At 73.6% G+C, this 16,618-nt stretch carries 14 protein-coding genes; 1 reads left to right on the top strand and 13 read right to left on the bottom strand.

The features are described 5' to 3' along the window. Positions 1-1,283, bottom strand: a 1,283-nt coding sequence (locus VIM19_07985; protein ID HEY5184826.1) for a nucleotide sugar dehydrogenase, incomplete at its 3' end; no start/stop codon positions are given. A gap of 57 nt (positions 1,284-1,340) precedes the next feature. Between VIM19_07985 and wecB the strand changes: the two genes are divergently transcribed. Further along, entirely contained in the window at positions 1,341-2,405 is a 1,065-nt protein-coding gene (gene wecB / locus VIM19_07980; GenBank protein HEY5184825.1) for a UDP-N-acetylglucosamine 2-epimerase (non-hydrolyzing), read from the top strand. 20 nt (positions 2,406-2,425) lie between these two features. Here wecB and VIM19_07975 read toward each other — a convergent pair whose 3' ends face one another. The 12 genes from VIM19_07975 to VIM19_07920 form a co-directional block, all read right to left on the bottom strand. Continuing rightward, positions 2,426-3,421 (bottom strand): Gfo/Idh/MocA family oxidoreductase, encoded by a 996-nt coding sequence (locus VIM19_07975; GenBank protein ID HEY5184824.1) that lies wholly within the window; start codon positions 3,419-3,421, stop codon positions 2,426-2,428. Next, positions 3,421-4,497: a DegT/DnrJ/EryC1/StrS family aminotransferase gene (locus tag VIM19_07970; protein ID HEY5184823.1), complete on the bottom strand. Its 1,077-nt coding sequence runs from the start codon at positions 4,495-4,497 to the stop codon at positions 3,421-3,423. The genes VIM19_07975 and VIM19_07970 overlap by 1 nt, the downstream gene beginning before the upstream one ends. Beyond that, on the bottom strand, positions 4,494-5,090 hold the full coding sequence (locus VIM19_07965) for an acyltransferase (protein HEY5184822.1): 597 nt from the start codon (positions 5,088-5,090) through the stop codon (positions 4,494-4,496). The genes VIM19_07970 and VIM19_07965 overlap by 4 nt, the downstream gene beginning before the upstream one ends. Before the next feature lie 94 nt (positions 5,091-5,184). Further along, on the bottom strand, positions 5,185-6,363 hold the full coding sequence (locus tag VIM19_07960; GenBank protein HEY5184821.1) for a hypothetical protein: 1,179 nt from the start codon (positions 6,361-6,363) through the stop codon (positions 5,185-5,187). Beyond that, entirely contained in the window at positions 6,360-7,433 is a 1,074-nt protein-coding gene (locus VIM19_07955; GenBank protein ID HEY5184820.1) for a glycosyltransferase, read from the bottom strand. Before VIM19_07955 ends, VIM19_07960 begins: the two co-directional genes overlap by 4 nt. Before the next feature lie 26 nt (positions 7,434-7,459). Next, positions 7,460-8,257: an ABC transporter ATP-binding protein gene (locus VIM19_07950; GenBank protein ID HEY5184819.1), complete on the bottom strand. Its 798-nt coding sequence runs from the start codon at positions 8,255-8,257 to the stop codon at positions 7,460-7,462. Next, positions 8,235-9,176: an ABC transporter permease gene (locus tag VIM19_07945; protein HEY5184818.1), complete on the bottom strand. Its 942-nt coding sequence runs from the start codon at positions 9,174-9,176 to the stop codon at positions 8,235-8,237. The genes VIM19_07950 and VIM19_07945 overlap by 23 nt, the downstream gene beginning before the upstream one ends. Next, positions 9,173-10,612 carry a glycosyltransferase family 4 protein gene (locus tag VIM19_07940; protein HEY5184817.1) on the bottom strand — a complete coding sequence of 480 codons (1,440 nt, stop codon included), beginning with the start codon at positions 10,610-10,612 and terminating at the stop codon, positions 9,173-9,175. Before VIM19_07940 ends, VIM19_07945 begins: the two co-directional genes overlap by 4 nt. After that, positions 10,609-12,753 carry a glycosyltransferase gene (locus VIM19_07935; protein HEY5184816.1) on the bottom strand — a complete coding sequence of 715 codons (2,145 nt, stop codon included), beginning with the start codon at positions 12,751-12,753 and terminating at the stop codon, positions 10,609-10,611. Before VIM19_07935 ends, VIM19_07940 begins: the two co-directional genes overlap by 4 nt. Continuing rightward, on the bottom strand, positions 12,750-14,288 hold the full coding sequence (locus VIM19_07930; protein ID HEY5184815.1) for a glycosyltransferase family 4 protein: 1,539 nt from the start codon (positions 14,286-14,288) through the stop codon (positions 12,750-12,752). The genes VIM19_07935 and VIM19_07930 overlap by 4 nt, the downstream gene beginning before the upstream one ends. Beyond that, positions 14,285-15,454 carry a glycosyltransferase gene (locus tag VIM19_07925; protein ID HEY5184814.1) on the bottom strand — a complete coding sequence of 390 codons (1,170 nt, stop codon included), beginning with the start codon at positions 15,452-15,454 and terminating at the stop codon, positions 14,285-14,287. Before VIM19_07925 ends, VIM19_07930 begins: the two co-directional genes overlap by 4 nt. 1 nt (position 15,455) lies before the next feature. Continuing rightward, the gene (locus VIM19_07920) at positions 15,456-16,487 is read right to left on the bottom strand and encodes a glycosyltransferase family 2 protein (protein HEY5184813.1); all 1,032 of its coding nucleotides are present in this window, start codon (positions 16,485-16,487) and stop codon (positions 15,456-15,458) included. Between the last annotated feature and the right edge of the window lie 131 nt (positions 16,488-16,618).

Genomic DNA, 16,618 nt, shown 5'->3' with positions numbered 1-16,618 from the left:
GAACCCACCACGCGGCGGTCGACACCGGCCCAGCGGGCCGGGTCGGTGACCCGGCGGCCGTCCACGAGCACCCGGACGCCGGGCAGGTCGTCGGCGTCCAGCTCGCGGTACTCGGCGTGGTCGGCTTGGACGACGGCGGCGTCGACCGGCTCGCCCAGGTGGTAGGGCGTCCAGCCGAACGCGGCCAGCTCGTCGTCGCTGTACATCGGGTCGTGCACCAGCACCCGCGCGCCACGGGCGAGCAGCGCCGCCACGGTCGGGAACACCCCGGAGACCGCAGTCTCCTTCACCCCGCCGCGGTAGGAGGCCCCGAGCACGACCACCCGCTGGCCGGTCAGGCCACCGAGCGCCCCCTCGAGCAGTCCGATGGTGTAGTCGGGCATCGCCGCATTCGCCTCGCGGGCAGCCCGGACGACGGTCGCGTGCGGGTCCCGCCACAGGTACAGCCGCGGGTAGACCGGGATGCAGTGCCCGCCCACCGCGATCCCGGGGCGGTGGATGTGGCTGTACGGCTGGGAGTTCGACGCCTCGATCACCTGGTAGATGTCGATGTTGTTGTCCGCCGCGAACCGGGCGAACTGGTTGGCCAGCGCGATGTTCACGTCCCGGTAGGTGGTCTCGGCGAGCTTGGCCAGCTCAGCGGCCTCGGCGCTGCCGAGGTCCCAAACGCCGTTGGGACGGGCCAGGTCCGGACGCTCGTCGAACTCGAGCACCTGGGAGTAGAACTCGACGGCGCGGGCCGCTCCCCCGGAGTCCAGACCACCCACCAGCTTCGGGTACTTGCGCAGGTCGGCGAACACCCGACCGGTGAGCACCCGCTCCGGGGAGAACACCAGGTGGAAGTCCTGGCCGCCGACCAGGCCGCTGCCCTCCTCGAGCAGCGGCAGCCAACGGCTGCGGGTGGTGCCGACCGGCAGCGTGGTCTCGTAGGACACCAGGGTGCCCGGCTGCAGCCCGGCCGCGATCGCCTTGGTGGCGGCGTCCATCGCGGCGAAGTCGGGGACACCCTCCGGGTCGACCATGAGCGGGACGACGACGACCACGGCGTCGCTCTCGGCGACCGCCGTCGACGTGTCGGTGGTGGCGGTCAGCCGGCCGGCCGCGACGGCCTCGGCGAGCAGCTCGGCCAGGTGCGCCTCGCCGGGGAACGGCGCGGTGCCCGCGTTCACCAGGTCGGCCACCCGCTGGTCGATGTCGGCGCCCACGACCTGGTGCCCCCGCGTCGCGAACTGGACGGCCAGCGGTAGGCCGATCTTGCCGAGGGCGACAACGGTGATCTTCACTGGGACAGCCTCGCGGGGGACGGGGAGAGGGGCACGCTTAGGGTACCGTCCGCCCCCATGAAGGTCCTCAGCGTCGTGGGCGCGCGTCCCCAGTTCGTCAAGCTGGCCCCCGTCGCGGCCGCACTCACAGCCTCCGGTCACGAGCACGTGATCGTGCACACCGGACAGCACTACGACAACCGCATGTCGGACGTCTTCTTCGAGGACCTGCACATCCCGGCGCCCGACGTCCACCTGGGGGTGGGCTCCGGCGGGCACGGCGCGCAGACCGGCGCGATGCTGGCCGGGCTAGACGCCGTGCTCGAGGAGCACGCACCGGAGTGGGTGCTCGTCTACGGGGACACCAACTCGACCCTGGCCGGCGCGGTCTCCGCGGTGAAGCTGCACCTGCCGGTGGCGCACCTCGAGGCCGGCCTGCGTTCGTTCAACCGGGCCATGCCCGAGGAGCACAACCGGGTGCTCACCGACCACGCGGCCGACCTGCTGCTCGCGCCGACCGAGGTGGCCATGGGCCACCTGGCGGCGGAGGGCCTGGCCGACCGGTCCGTGCTCGTCGGGGACGTCATGACCGACGTGTGCTTCCTGGTCCGCGACGGGGTGCGGGACCGGGCCCCGGCGCTGCCGCCTGGCGTGGACCCGACCGCGGGCTACCTCGTCTCGACGATCCACCGGGCCGAGAACACCGACGACCCGCAGCGGCTGGCCGCCATCGTCGGCGCGCTGGCCGCGCTGCCGCTGCCCGTCGTGCTGCTGGCGCACCCCCGGCTGGTCGCGAGGGCGTCGACCTTCGGCATCGACTTGGCGGCCGGCTCGCTGCGGCAGGCGCCCCCGCTGCCGTACCCGGACATGGTGTCCGCGGTGCTGCACTCGCGCGGGGTGGTCACCGACTCCGGGGGGCTGCAGAAGGAGGCCTACCTGCTCGGCGTCCCCTGCACGACGCTGCGCACCGAGACCGAGTGGGTGGAGACCCTCGCGGACGGCTGGAACGTGCTGGACGCCGACCTGTCCGCGGTGGCCGGGGTCGCGGTCCGGCCGGCCCCGGCCGTGCCGCAGGGCCGTCCGTACGGCGACGGCCACGCGGCGCAGGCCGTGGTGCGGGTGCTGGCCGACGCCCTGCGCTGACCCGGGCTCCGGCCCGAGGGTCAGCCCGCCGAGATCTCGACCGTGCGGCCCTCGGCGGCCGAGCGGATGGCCGCCTCCGCGACGGCGACGGTCGCCATGCCCTGGCGCAACGTGACGATGTCGACGTCCTTGCCCAGCACCGCGTCCCGGAAGGTCTCGTGCTCGGTGCGCAGCGGCTCCGGCTTGGGGAACGCGTAGCGAATCACGTCACCCTCGAGGACGCCGCGGAACTTGGCGTTCTCCTCCCACACGGTCGGCACCGAGGCGTTGGTAAAGAAGGTGAGGTCGGCGCTGATGGTGTCCGCCACGAAGGTGCCGCGCTCCCCGGTGACGACGGTGACCCGCTCCTTCATGGGCGACAGCCAGTTCACCAGGTGGTTGGTGATGGTGCCGTCGGACAGCTGGCCCACGACGGCCACCAGGTCCTCGTACTGGCGCCCGCTCTTGTGCGCGACCCGCGCCGACACGGAGCGGTAGGGCTGCTGGACCACCCAGGCGGTCAGGTCGATGTCGTGGGTGGCCAGGTCCTTCACCACGCCGACGTCGGCGATCCGGGACGGGAACGGGCCTTGGCGGCGGGTCGCGACCTGGTAGACCGCGCCCAGCTCGCCAGCCTCCAGCCGGGCCCGCATCTGCTGCAGCGACGGGTTGTACCGCTCGATGTGACCCACCGCGCCGACCAGGCCGCGCGACTCGAAGGCGTCCGCGATCTGCTGCGAGGAGGCGACGTCGAACGCCAGGGGCTTCTCGATGAGAGCGTGCACCCCAGCGTCGGCCAGGGCCAGCGCGACGTCGGTGTGGAACGCCGTCGGCACCGCGACCATGCAGTAGTCGAGTCCGGCCGCAACGAGCTCGTCGATGCTGCCCAGCACCGCGAGGCCGCCGGCGACGCCGTGCTTGTCCCCGGCCGGGTCCGCGACGGCGACCAGGTCGACGCCGTCCATGGAGGACAGCACCCGGGCGTGGTTGCGGCCCATCATGCCCAGGCCGATCAGCCCGGCCCGAAGGTTGGCCATCAGGCGCCGGCCTTGGCCACGGTGTTCACCGCGTGCACGATCTGCTCGAGGTCGCCCTGGGACAGCGACGGATGCACCGGCAGCGAGATCACCTCGCTGGCGGCCCGCTCGGTCTCGGGCAGGTCCAGCTCGCGGCGGAACGACGGCAGCCGGTGGTTGGGGATCGGGTAGTACACCCCGGAGCCGACTCCGTGCTCCTCGGCCAGCGCCGTCCGGAAGCGGTCCCGGTCCTCGGTGACCCGGATCGTGTACTGGTGGTAGACGTGCGCCGCGCCCGGGGCGGTCGGGGGCACCACGACGCCCTCGAGGTTCGCGCTGAGGAACGCGGCGTTGCGCTGGCGGGTCTTGGTCCAGCCGGCCAGCTTGCGCAGCTGCACCCGGCCCACCGCGGCGTGCACGTCGGTCATCCGGTTGTTCAGCCCGACGACCTCGTTTTCGTACTGCCGCTCCATGCCCTGGTTGCGCAGCAGCCGCACCATCCGCGCGGTCTCGTCGTCGGCGCAGGACACCATGCCGCCCTCGATGGACGTCATGTTCTTCGTCGGGTAGAGGCTGAACATGGCGAACGCGCCGAAGGTGCCGACCGGGCGGCCCTGCCAGCTCGCGGAGTGGGCCTGAGCGGCGTCCTCGTAGATCTCCAGGCCGTGCCGCTCGGCGACGTCCAGCAGGGCGGTCATGTCGGCCGGGTGCCCGTACAGGTGCACCGGCATGATGCCCTTGGTCCGCTCGGTGATCGCGGCCTCGACGGCCCGCGGGTCGAGGCAGAAGTAGTTCGGCTCGATGTCGACGAACACCGGGGAGGCGCCGGTCAGCGCCACCGAGTTCGCGGTCGCCGCGAAGGTGAACGACGGCACGATGACCTCGTCCCCGGCGCCGACGCCGCGGGCGAGCAGGCCGAGGTGCTGGCCGGACGTGCCGGAGTTGACCGCGACGCAGGTGCGGCCGTCCACCAAAGCGGCGAACTCCTGCTCGAAGGCGGCCACCTCCGGGCCCTGGGCGACCATGCCACTGGCGAGCACCCGGTCGACGGCGGCGCGCTCCTCGTCTCCGATGAGGGGCTTGGCGGCGGGAATCATGCGCTGACCTCCGTGAGGGTTCCATCGGTTTCGGTGTACATGGCGCCGGTCTGCGGGCACTGGAAGCGCCCGTCGCCGAGTGCCTCGAGCGGCACGCCGGCCTTGCCGACCCAGCGGACGAAGCGTGCCGGGACGCCGGCGACGAGGGCGAAGTCGGGGACGTCCTTGAGAACCACGCTCCCCGCTGCGACCAGCGCCCAGCGGCCGACGGTGACCGGTGCGACGCAGACCGAGCGGGCGCCGATCGAGGCGCCTTGGCGCACCGTGACGCCGACCGGCTCCCAGTCGGCGGCGGACTTCAGCGTGCCGTCCGGAGCCACCGCACGCGGGTAGTGGTCGTTGGTGAACACGGCGGCCGGCCCGACGAAGACGCCGTCCTCCAGCACCGCCGGCTCGTAGACGAGGGCGTAGTTCTGCAGCTTGCAGTTGTCGCCCATCCGCACGCCGGGCCCGACGTACGCGCCGCGGCCGACGATGCAGTGGCTGCCGAGGACGGCGCCCTCGCGGACCTGGGCCAGGTGCCACACCGAGGAGCCGTCCCCGATCTGCGCGCGGTCGTCGACGTCGGCCGACGGCTGGACGTGCACGGTCATGCGAGTTCCTCCGGGGTCTGGCTGGGGCGGTTAAAGGGTAGCCGTCGCGGCCGCTCGCCCCGGGACGGCCGGTTCGTGACTTAGCCCACCAGTGCTAGCCCACCAGCGGACGGCCGAGGAACCCGGACAGCACGGCGGCGGACCCCCGCCCGTCGTGCTGCTCGTGAGCGTAGCGCTGCCCCGCGGCGGCGACGGCGCGGGCCGCCGCCCGGTCGGCGAGGAGTCCGAGCAGGACCTCGCGCAGCGTGTCCGGCGTGGCGTCGACGATCGGCAGGTCGACCGGGATCCGGGCCCGAACGTGGTCGGCGACGTGCCCGACAGTGAGCCGGCCGGCGGCCATCGCCTGCACCGCCGCGACGCCGTAGGAGCCCAGGGCGAACTGGTCCAGCACGATGTCCGCGTCGGCGACGACCGCGGGCATCTCCTCAGGGCGCAGCCCCGCCAGCCGCCGGTAGTCGATGACGCCCTCGTCGGCCAGCTGCTGGGCCACTGGGTCGACCAGCTCGGAGCCCTTCATCTTGGCGCTGGACGGGACGTGCACCACGACCGGGCGGTCCCGCTCCAGCACCGGCCGGTCGGAGTGCCACAGCCGCGGGTCGACCACCACCGGCAGCCAGGTGCCGCCCGGCACGTCGTCCAGCAGGTCGGGGGTCGAGACGAACGTGGGCCCGTCGAACTCGGCCACGATCCGGCCGAGCCGCTCCGACTGGTCCTGCAGGACCCGGCCGAGCTCCCAGTCCCGGTCGTGGAACGGCGAGTGCGGGTGCCGCTCCGCGTGCCGGTCCGGCCGGCGGACCTCCGAGCCGTGCAGCAGCACCGCGACCCGCACCGGGGCGGCCGCGAGCACCGCCAGCTCGGCGCCGAGGGTGTCGCCGTACTTCAGCCCCATGACCGGGCGGACCGCCTCGGCCAGCAGGTGCGTGTACTCGTGCAGAACCCGCTGCTCCTGGCGGTCCTGCCAGGCCCGCACCCGGTACCAGCGGCCGTCGATCGGCCGGTCCGCCGGGAAGTTCAGCCCGCTGCCCTGGACGGCGAACACCTCGGCGCTGACGCCGTCCAGGTGGGTCTCGACCGCGCGCTTCCACTCCCAGCCCTGCCCGGCGAAGTTGGCCGGGCCGATGCCCAGCCGCACCGGCGTGTCCGGCAGGTCGGGGAACGGCGGCAGCTCCTCGACCGGGACCGGGCGCACCGCGTCCACCCTCCACCGGACCCGTCGGCGCAGCGCACCGGCCAGCCGCCTGGGGGTGATCCGGCCGTACCGCAACGAGGTCATCGGGACCGCCCTCCCACGGCCAGCGCCGTCACCTGGCGGGCCAGCTCGTCGTACGGTGACGGGTCGGCGGCCCGCCGCCTGGCCCAGTCCAGCGCCGCGAGCCGGTGGGCCGCGTGCAGCTCCGGATGGTCGGCGTACTCCTCCAGCGCGCGGGCCGCCTCGGCGGCGTCGGTGACCACCTGGCCGGCCCCGGCCTGCTCGACGAGTGCCGCGGCGCGGGGCAGCGGGGTCACCAGTGTGGGCAGCCCGCACTCGAAGTACTCGTAGACCTTGCTGGGGATCGCTGCCGCGAAGGCCGGTGTGGGGTCGAGCAGGGCCAGCCCCACCCACGCCCCGGCCGCCAGCGCCCAGGCCTCCCGCGGCGGGCGGCGCCCGTGGATGCGCACCCGGTGCGCGGCGGGTGAGGAGGACAGCCACTCGTCCAGCCAGGGCTGGTCCTCGGCACTCACCGGGCCGACGACGTCCAGCTGCCAGCGCGGGGCCGCCTCGACCGCCGCGAGCATGGTGCGCAGGCCGCGCGAGCGGCGGACGTCGCCTACGTACAGCGCCCGAGGTGCCGGCTCGGGGTCGACCGGCGACGGCAGGTACCCACCGGAGGGCAGGTTGACGACGACCAGCCGGTGGCGGGCCTGCCGCGGCGGGACGTGGTCGTCGGCGACCAGGGTCAGGTCGGCCCGGCCGGCGAGTGCCACGGCTGCCCGGGCCACCCCGCGGGCGACCACGCCGGTGGCGCCGGTGGCCCAGGAGCGGTCGGACAGCAGCGCCAGGTAGTCCTCCTGGCAGTCCGCCACGTAGGGGCCGCGGCGCAGCAGCCGGCGCAGCGCAGCGGCCGGCAGCGGGTCCGGGGTGAGGGTGACCAGCACCCGCCCGCGCGCGGCGAGCGGCAGCCGGACGGCGTCCAGCGCCCGGCCGAACCGGCCGGCCCGGGGCCTGGTCCTCACGTCCGCCCCCGGCGGGCCGTCGGAGGGGTCGCCCCGGCCGATCACCTCGACGGCCAGCCCGACCCGTTCCATCGCCTCGACCAGGCGGAACAGCCGGCCGTCCGCGACGTCGTGCGCGGTGCTCAGCACGGTGACGTCGGGACGGCGCCCGGTCGTCAGACGTCCTCCAGGGTCAGCGCGGACTCGCCGACCTTGAGGAACCGCAGGTAGTCCTCGGTGATCTGCTCCGGGGTCCCCTGGCGCACCAGCTCGCCCTTGTGCATCCAGATCGCGTCGGTGCACAGCTCCTGGATGGTGCCGAGCGCGTGGCTGACGATGAGGATGGTGCGGGCCTGTTCGCACAGCTCGCGCATCTTGGAGAAGGACTTCTCCTTGAACGCGGCGTCACCGGCGGACAGCGCCTCGTCGATGAGCAGGATGTCCGGGTCCATGTGCACCGAGACGGCGAACGCGAGCCGGCCGTACATGCCGGAGGAGTAGGTGCGCATCGGCAGGTCGATGAAGTCACCGAGGTCGGCGAACTCGGTGATCTGGTCGTACTTGTCCTGGATCTCGTCCATCTCCAGGCCGGCCGCGAGGCAGCCCAGCATGATGTTCTCCCGGCCGGAGAGCATCGCGTTGAACCCGACGCCGAGCGCCAGCAGCGTGCTGACCCGGCCATTGACCGTGATCCGCCCCTCGGTGGGCGGCAGGATCCCGGCGACGGCGCGCATCAGGGTGGACTTGCCGGCCCCGTTCGCACCGACGATACCGAGCACGGTGCCGTTGTGGACGTCGAACGAGACGTCCTTCACGGCCTCGACGACGCGGACGCTCTTCTTGCGGCGCTCGCTGCGCTTGCCGAGCTTCAGCACGGCACCCTTGAGCGTCTGGTTGGCCTCGTACGACGTGCGGTAGCGGATCCACAGATCCTCGACCTTGACGGCGAGGTCAGAGTCGGACGGCAAAGTCACGCTCCCGGGAGACGAAGAACCAGCCACCGAACAGCAGCAGGAAGGCGGCCCAGAGGATCGCGCCGGCCAGCAGCGCCGGGGACGGGGACACGCCCTCGATCCAGATGTCGTTCATGACACCCAGGACGGGGCCGAGCGGGTTCCCATAGATCATGATCTTGCCCAGCGGTGGCCAGACCTTCTCGTACTTGTCGACCATGGCGGACACGGGGTACAGCACCGGGCTGAGGTAGAGCCAGATCCGCAGGACGTAGGACAGGAACTTGGTGGTGTCCCGGAAGTACACGGTCATCGTGGAGAAGATCATCGCGAGGCCGTAGCCGGTGATCACGAGCAGCGCCACCAGAACCGGATGCCAGAGCAGCGCCCAGGTGGGGCCTACCAGCCCCGTGCTGCCCTGCCCCGGCGGCACGTGCGGCAGTAAGACCAGCCCGAGGCCGTACATCACCAGGTAGACCGGGATAGTGGGCCAGTAGTTCATCAGCGAGGTGATCACCGAGGAGAACGGCAGCAGCGCACGTGGGAACGACTGGTTGAGGATCAGCTTGCCGCCGGCCGTGACCGAGGTGGCACCGACCGACATGCAGCTGGCGACCAGGGTCCAGGTGAACAGCCCGATCACGATGTGCAGGAAGGAGGACCACCCGGCCGGTCTTTTCGCCCCACCGGAGATGACCTCGATGAGCAGGAAGTACACGAAGGCCAGCAGCAGCGGGTTGAGCACCAGCCAGACCGAGCCGATCGGGCTGTCGAAGTTCGCGGCCTTCTGGGTGGTCCGGGACAGCTCGTAGGCGAACCGGCGGCGGCGCCAGAACTCGCGCAGGTACGGGCGCACGGGGGGAAGTGACGCCCTGTGCGGCTCGAAGACCTGAATGCTGCTCTCGAACTCGGAGCGGCGAGCGCTCGCAGCAGTGGTCACGGGGTGCTACCTCTGGGGTCGTCGACGGATGCGCCGCCCAGTGTCTCATCCTTCCGGCCCACACCCCGCACACCGGCCTCTGCGTCGACCGGCAGCGGGCCGAGCAGCTCGCGGTACAGGTCGAGCAGGACCTCGGCCTGCGCCGGCCAGGAGAACCGCCACCGCAGGTCCGGGTCACGCAGCGGGACCTGGTAGCGGTCGAGGTCACCGAGCACGGTCCGCAGCGCGGCGGCGCACCCGTCGACGTCCCCGGCGGGGAAGACCTCACCGATGCCGAGGCTGCGCACCAGCCGGTCCTGCACCTCGGTGTCGCTGGTGACGACGGGCAGCCCGGCCTGGACGTACTCACAGAACTTGTTGGTCAGCGCCCAGTCGTGGTTGCCGGCGTGCAACAACGGCACGATGCCGACAGTGGCCGAGCGGAAGTAGGCCACCACCTGGGACGGCTCGACGAAGTCGACCTCGTGGTAACGGTCCGCGCAGTCCAGCTCAGCGGCCCTGGCGACCAGCTGCCGGGTGTAGTGGCTCGGCGCGCGCGAGACGACCACCAGGTGCACCCCCGGCAGCTGGGCCAGCGCCTCGACCACGGTGTGCACGCCGCGGGCCTCGGCCAGGCCGCCGCCGTAGAGGACGATCGGCGCGTCGTCCGGGACGCCCGCGGCGGCCCGCACCGTCGGCGTCCCGGGCCGCTCCGGGTCGATGATCGGCGCGTTGAGGACGAGCACCGGACGACGGGGCAGCCGGAAGGTCCGCTGCAGCTCGTCGGCGATCGGGTCCGACACGGTGATCACCCGGTCCGCTTCGGGCAGGAACTCCTTCTCGTGCGCCACGTAGGCGGCGGTCACCCGAGCCGGCGGGTTGGGCAGACCGGGCAGGTACTCCCGCGCGTCGTACACCAGATGCACCTGGCGGCCCTGCGCCCGGGCTCGCCGCACGTAGCGCACGGCCACGCCGAGCAGGAAGACGTCGTGCGGGTGCACCACGTCCGGGGAAAGCTCGTCGAGCAGCGGCCCGAAGACCTCCTCGTAGGCGACCAGCTCGGGCAGCACCTGCTCCCACCGGGCCAGCCACGGGTTGCGCAGGTACACATCGAGCTGCCGGTCCCGGCTCAACCGTCCGGTCGCGGCGACCGCCTTCGGCAGCGCGCCCTGCCGCCAGGCCCGCTCGGCCCGCCGACGCACCTTGGCCACCCCACGGCGCAGCTTCCCGCCGGTCACCCTCCGCGCCCGGTCGGCCGCCGGACCCTTGCGGGCGGCCCGGCGGACCACCCGGACGCCGTCCACCACGACCTCGTCGTCCGCGGCAGCCAGACCGACCCCCACCACGTCGAGCCCGGCCTCGGCGAAGGTCCGCAGGTACTTGCGGGCGCGGGCATCGACCTCGATGTCGTTGCCCACGAGCACGGCGACCCGCGGCCGCCTTCCTGGACCGGTCATGCCGGGGTTCCTTCCGATCGGGTCGAGCCGCTCACCCAGCGGGCCAGGGTCTGCGCGGCCAGCCGACCGTCATGGAACCGGGCCACGAACTCCGGACCCCGCGCGGCCTGCTCCCTGGCGGCGTGGCGGTCGTCGCGCAGCCGCTCGACCACCTCGACGAGAGTCTGCGGGGTGGCCTCCACGATCGGCAGCTGGACCGGCAGCCGGGCCCGGATGCGGTCGCCCACGTAGCTGACCACCACCCGGCCGGCGGCCATCGCCTGCACCGCCTGGACGCCGTACAGCCCCAGCGAGAACTGGTCGAAGACGAGGTCCGCGTCGCGGACCAGCGCCGGCATGTCCTCGACGGCCACGTTGTCGGCGCGCCGGTACTCGACCAGGCCGCGCTCGGCCATTCGCTGCGCGATCGGCTCGAAGACCGCGCTGCCCTTGAGCTCGGGGTTGGACGGCACGTGCAGCAGCACCGGGGTGGCCCGCTCCAGCACGGGCGGCCCCGGCGCCCACTCCACCGGGTCGACGACGACCGGCAGCCACTGCGCCTCGGGCACGTAGTCCAGCAGGTCCGGCGTGCTGACAAACCGGGGTCCGTCGAAGTCCTCGAGCTGGCGCATGATCCGGTCGCAGGTCTGCTGCAGGCGCACGGCGAGGTCCCAGTCCTGATCCTGGAACGGCGAGGTCGGCTCGAGCTGCCGGTGCAGCCGCGGGCTGCGCACCTCGGAGCCGTGGAACGCGACCCCCGCCGAGAGACCGGCCTGGCGCAGCGCGGCCAGGTCACCACCGAGCTCGCCCCCGCCGAGCGCACCGAACACGCCGAGACCGGACTCCATGAGCACGTGGCTGAACCGCCGGCGCACGTCCCGGCGGTGGGCCAGGGACCAGGACCGCGACCCCCAGGACTCCGGAGGGACCCGCACGTCGGTCGGGAAGACGAAGGAGGAGATCCGGTCGAGGGTCCAGACCTCGGTGCGGACGTCCGGGTGGTACCGGTCGAGGGCCCGCGCCCACGCGTAGCCCTGACCGGCGCTGTTGGTGGGGCCGACCCACACCGAGGTGACGCCTGCGTCGGCCGCGGAGAGCGGGCCGAACAGCCCCCGGTAGGCCGCCCGAAGCTGGGCGGTCTGCTCCGGCCGGGACAGCAGCGAGCGGACCACCGGACCGGACAGCCGGGCCCGGTAGACGTCGACGTCGGCGAGCACCCGGCGCACCGACTCGGCGAGCGCCGCCGGGTCTCCGGAGCCGAACGGCACGCCCAGGCCCAGCTCGGCCAGCCAGGGCACCCCGGCGTGGCCCTGGCCGGCCACGACGGGCAGCCCGGCACCGACCATGGCCGACAGGGCGGTCGGCAGCGTGAGGTCATGGTCCTGGGGCTCAACCAGGGCCAGCACCGCGAGTGCGGCCGAGCCCAGCAGCTCGTCGCGGTCCTGCTCCACGCCGGCCACCTGGAGCCGGTCAGCAACCCCGTGCTGGCCGGCCCGCTCGAGCAGGTCGGCGAGGTCGGCCGTGCCGTCGTCGAGCAGGGTCAGCCGGGCCTCGGGGAGCAGCGTGAGCGCATCGACCAGCGTCTCGAGCCCGCTCGTCCGGCGTCCGACCGGGCAGACCAGCAGCGGGCCGGCCTCGGCGGCCGGCACCCGGGCCCCAGGCAGGACCGGCGACGAGGCGGAGAGGACGACGTCCACGGCGTGCTCGCGCCGCAGCGCGCGCAGCGCCGCGTGACGGCGGCCCGGCGGCACACCGTCGGGGCGCTCGACCAGGACCAGCCGGACGGCGCGGCCCTTCGCCCCGGCTCGCGCGACAGCGGCCGCGGCCACCGGCAGGGCGACCAGGTCGTGGACCTGGACGACGTCCGGCGCCAGCGCGTCCAGCCGTTCGCCGTAGCCGGCCTCGAGCCCGGCCACCGCCCGGCGCACGGCCCGGCTCGGGCGCAGCCGGTGGCTGCGGCCGGGAGCAGTCGTCGGCACGGGGGTTCGCAGCACCCGCACCCCGGCGACGTCGACGTCGGCCGCTGCCCCGGCGCCCAGCGCGGTGACCTGCAGCCCGGCCGCCGCGAGCGACTGAGCGTGCTCGAGCACCAGCCGGTCGGACAGCACGTCGCCGGCGGCGAGCAGGACGACGTGCGGGGCCGGGCCGAGGTCGTCGCTCATCGAGGGGGCGCGGCCAGCTCACGGCCCAGCAGCCGGCCGTACACCGCCCGCAGGGTCTCCGCCTGGCGCTCCCAGGAGAACCGGCGCAGCACCTCGGGGTCGGCGGTCAGCGCCTTGCGGTAGCGGTCGAGGTCGGCCACCACCGTGCGGACCGCTGCCGCCAGCGAGGCCGGGTCCCCCGCGGTGTAGACCTCGCCGACACCGAGCTGGTGGATGAGCTCGGCCATCGCCTTGACGTCGCTCACCACCATGGGCAGCTCGGCGTGCAGGTAGTCGAACAGCTTGTTCGGCAGCGCCATCTCGTGGTTGGGCACATGGTTGAGCCCATGCACCCCGATCGTCCCGGTCGACAGGTAGTCGATGATCTGTTCCCCGGGCACGTACGGCGCGAAGCGCAGCCGCCCGGCGGTGCCCGCGGCCTCCGCCGTGTCGACGAGGGTGCGGATGTACCGGTTGTCCGTGGGCGCGTTGGTGACGATCACCACGTGGACGTCGGACGGCAGGTGGGCCAGGGACTGGACCAGCGTGGTGACCCCGCGGTCCGGGTCGATGTTGCCGCTGTAGACCAGCAGCGGGACGTCGTCCGGCACACCGGCGGCGGCCCGGACCGACGGACGGGGACGGTCCGCTGGCCGGACGCCGGAGGCCGTGTTGAGCACCACGACCGGCCGCTCGACCAGCCCGGTGCGCTGCTGGATGGCGTCGGCGATCGGCTCGCTCACGGTGAGCACGGTGTCGGCTCGGCCGATGTACTCCTGCTCGTGGTCGGCCATCCCGGCGATCCGGTCGGCGTGGTAGCGCGACATCCCGGGGACGAACTCGTGCGCGTCGTACAGCCACTTGATGTCGCGCCCGCGCAGCCGGGCCCGGTCGACCGCGTTCGACGCGATCCCGATCATGTTCACGTCGTTGGCGTGGATCAGGTCCGGGTCCAGCTCGTCGAGGACCGGCCCGAAGGCGATCTCCAGGTCGAGGTACTCCGGCAGCAGCCGGCGCCAGTTCCCCGTGGGCCGGTGGGCGTACCAGCGGGCGGCCCGCTGGTCGTTCAGTGGGAAGCGCCGGCCGGTGTAGAACCGGCCCACCTTGGTGCGCACGACGACCACCTTGCGGCGCACCCGGTTGCTGTTCTTCACCGCCTTGCGGCGGGCGCGCGACCAGGTGGACGCGGCCGCCCGCGGGGAGGCCGGCAGGCTGACCTGCCGACCCGCCTCGACCATGAGGTCCAGGTCGGCGATGCGCCGCCGGCGGGCCTCCGCCCTGGCGGCCAGCAGCGTCCCGTAGCCGAACGGGAAGAGCACCCGGCGGCGCAGCCGGCGCAGGTCGTTCGCCCGGTCCTTCATCAGGTACTCGGCCGGCACGTTGACGACGTGGACCGGGCCCATCTCCTCCTCGAACTGCTGCTCCCCCGCGGTCAGGGCCACCACGGTCACCCGCAGCCCGAACGAGGTGGCGGACAGCGCCGTCTTGCGCACCCTGGCGTCGTGCTGCATCGGGTTGCCGACGATCAGCACGAGGTGCGGCGCCACGTCGCTCACGCGCCCACTCCTTCGGCCAGCCGGGTGTAGACGCTGACGAGAGCGGCGCCGTCACGGGTCCAGGACAAGTCGTCAGCGGCCGCGCCGACCCCCGCGAGCAGCTCAGGGTAGCGGCGAACCGCCTCGCGGACGGCGCCGGCCAACGACTGGGCGTCACCCGGCCGGTACAGCGTCCCGATGCCGTACTGCCGAACCACCCGGGCCAGCTGCTCGATGTCCGCGGCCACGACCGGGACACCGGCCCGGATCGCGTGGAACAGCTTGTTCGGCTGCGCCAGCCGGTGGTTGTCCCCCCGGTCCGCGAGGGTCACCAGGGCCAGCCCCGCGGTCCGCAGCAGCCGGTCCACCTCCTCGACGCTGACCGCGGGCAGCACCTGCGTGGTCCCGGCGTCGAGCCGCGCCCGGTAGGTGTCGTCGGCGGGACCGACCATGGTGATCTGCAGCGGAGCCAGCTCGGCGGCGGCGGTGACGAGCGTCTCCAGGTCGCGCAGCGGGGCGATCCGGCCGGCGTAGACCGCTCCGCGTGGGCTCTCGGGCAGCGCTGGCGTCCGCAGCGCGGGGTCGGCCGGGGGGAAGGTGTTGCGCACCACCGTGACGTTCCGCCAGCCGTGCAGCTGCTCGAGCTGGTCGGCGACACCCTGGCCGACGGTGATGACGGCCGCCGCGGTCGAGCCCAGCCGGGCCTCCTCGATCCGCTCCCGACGGCGGACCAGCGGGGTCGGGCGGCCGGACGCCGGGCGCCCGTACCAGTACTCGTGGGTGTCGTACACCAGTGGGACGCCGTGCTGGCCGGCCAGCTCGGCGCCCAGCGGCAGCGCCGTGAAGTCGTGCGCGTGGACGACGTCGAACGTGCGGCCCGCCGCGTCCGCCCTGGCGCGCTGCACCCAGGCCCGGTGCGCAGACGCGACGTGGGTGGGCATCAGCACCCAGCGCGCCGCCCGAGCCGGGGCCGGCAGCGGCCGGGAGGTGCGGTCCCCCGCGGCCCGCTTGAGCGCGGAGGAGCCGCCGGCGCTGGAGACGGTGATGCCCGGCGCCGGCTGGAACTCCTCCGGGATGTGCCGCCCGACGATGTGCACCGAGTGCCCGGCGGCCACCAGCGTCTCGGCCTCCCGCAGGACCCGGTTGTCGGTGGCGACGTCGGTCCAGACCAGCATGAGCACGCGCATGTCAGGCGGCGGTGTCCGCCGGCTCGCGCGGCACCTCGGCGAGGGTGCGGGGGCTGGTGAGGAAGCCGGCCCCCCAGGACAGGTGCATCGTCGGGTAGACCAGCAGCAGCCCGGCCCGAGCGGCGGGCGGCAGCCCGGTCCCGGTCCAGGCAGTGGCCACGACGACCAGGCCGAGGTACCCCGCGGGCACCAGCAGCGCCGGCGGCCAGAACGGCGCCAGCACCGCGGCCGCCGCGAGCCCGGCCAGCAGGGTGGGCGGTGCCAGGTAGCGCAGGGTGGCGGTGCCCTGGTTGCGGCGCATCACGGTGCGCCGCCACCGGCCGTAGTCGAAGTACTGCCGGGCCAGGTCGCCGAGCGTGGGTCGGGGCCGGTAGGACACTCGCAGCCGCGGGGTGAACCAGACGACGCCGCCGCTGCGGCGGATCCGCAGGTTGAGGTCCCAGTCCTGGGCCCGCAGGTACGACTCGTCGTACCCGCCCACCCGCTCGAGCGCCTCCCGCCGGAACACGCCGAGGTAGACCGTGTCAGCGGGACCGGCCCCGCCACCGGTGTGGAACCGGGAGCTGCCCACGCCGAACGTCGAGGTCATCGCCCTAGCCACGGCCTGTTCGAACGGGGTCACCCCCTCCGCCGCCATGATGCCGCCGACGTTGTCGGCCCGGGTCTCCTGCAGCACCTCGACGGCGGTGCGCACGTAGTCCGTCGGGAACAGGGCGTGCCCGTCCACCCGGACGACGATCCGGTGCCGCGCGGCACCGATCGCCGAGTTCAGCGCGGCCGGGGTCGTCCCGCTGGGGTTGGGCACCGTGCGGACCCGCCCGCCGTGCTCGGCCACCAGCCGCGCGGCGATCTCGTCGGTCCGGTCCCGGGACGGGCCCAGCGCCATGACCAGCTCGAGCTCGCCGGGGTAGTCCTGGGCCAGCACCTGGCCGACGGCGTCCCGCAGGTGCCGCTCCTCGTCCAGCACCGGCATGACGACGGATACCGGGGGCCACGCGGCGTCCGAGGCGGCCGCATCCGGCGAGGTCGTCATGGGGTTCTACGGTAACCGACCGGGCCCGTGCGGCTGTGACACGAGACACGCTGCGGGCCGGCACGAAACCCGGGGAGGCCGTCGAGCGTCGTACCCTCGATGAGCCGGCCGGAATCCGCGCCCGGCCCGAC

This window comes from Actinomycetes bacterium (assembly GCA_036510875.1).
Classification (GTDB): Bacteria; Actinomycetota; Actinomycetes; order Prado026; family Prado026; genus DATCDE01.
The sequence above is the reverse complement of the archived record's forward strand: the minus strand, read 5'-3'. Positions and strand labels throughout refer to the sequence as shown.

Bases quoted from the DNA above. Each gene is read 5' to 3' on its own strand.
- VIM19_07940 (HEY5184817.1), bottom strand. From the start codon at position 10,612: ATGACCGGTCCAGGAAGGCGGCCGCGGGTCGCCGTGCTCGTGGGCAAC.
- wecB (HEY5184825.1), top strand. From the start codon at position 1,341: ATGAAGGTCCTCAGCGTCGTGGGCGCGCGTCCCCAGTTCGTCAAGCTG.
- VIM19_07960 (HEY5184821.1), bottom strand. From the start codon at position 6,363: ATGACCTCGTTGCGGTACGGCCGGATCACCCCCAGGCGGCTGGCCGGT.
- VIM19_07920 (HEY5184813.1), bottom strand. From the start codon at position 16,487: ATGACGACCTCGCCGGATGCGGCCGCCTCGGACGCCGCGTGGCCCCCG.
- VIM19_07925 (HEY5184814.1), bottom strand. From the start codon at position 15,454: ATGCGCGTGCTCATGCTGGTCTGGACCGACGTCGCCACCGACAACCGG.
- VIM19_07965 (HEY5184822.1), bottom strand. From the start codon at position 5,090: ATGACCGTGCACGTCCAGCCGTCGGCCGACGTCGACGACCGCGCGCAG.
- VIM19_07935 (HEY5184816.1), bottom strand. From the start codon at position 12,753: ATGAGCGACGACCTCGGCCCGGCCCCGCACGTCGTCCTGCTCGCCGCC.
- VIM19_07975 (HEY5184824.1), bottom strand. From the start codon at position 3,421: ATGGCCAACCTTCGGGCCGGGCTGATCGGCCTGGGCATGATGGGCCGC.
- VIM19_07970 (HEY5184823.1), bottom strand. From the start codon at position 4,497: ATGATTCCCGCCGCCAAGCCCCTCATCGGAGACGAGGAGCGCGCCGCC.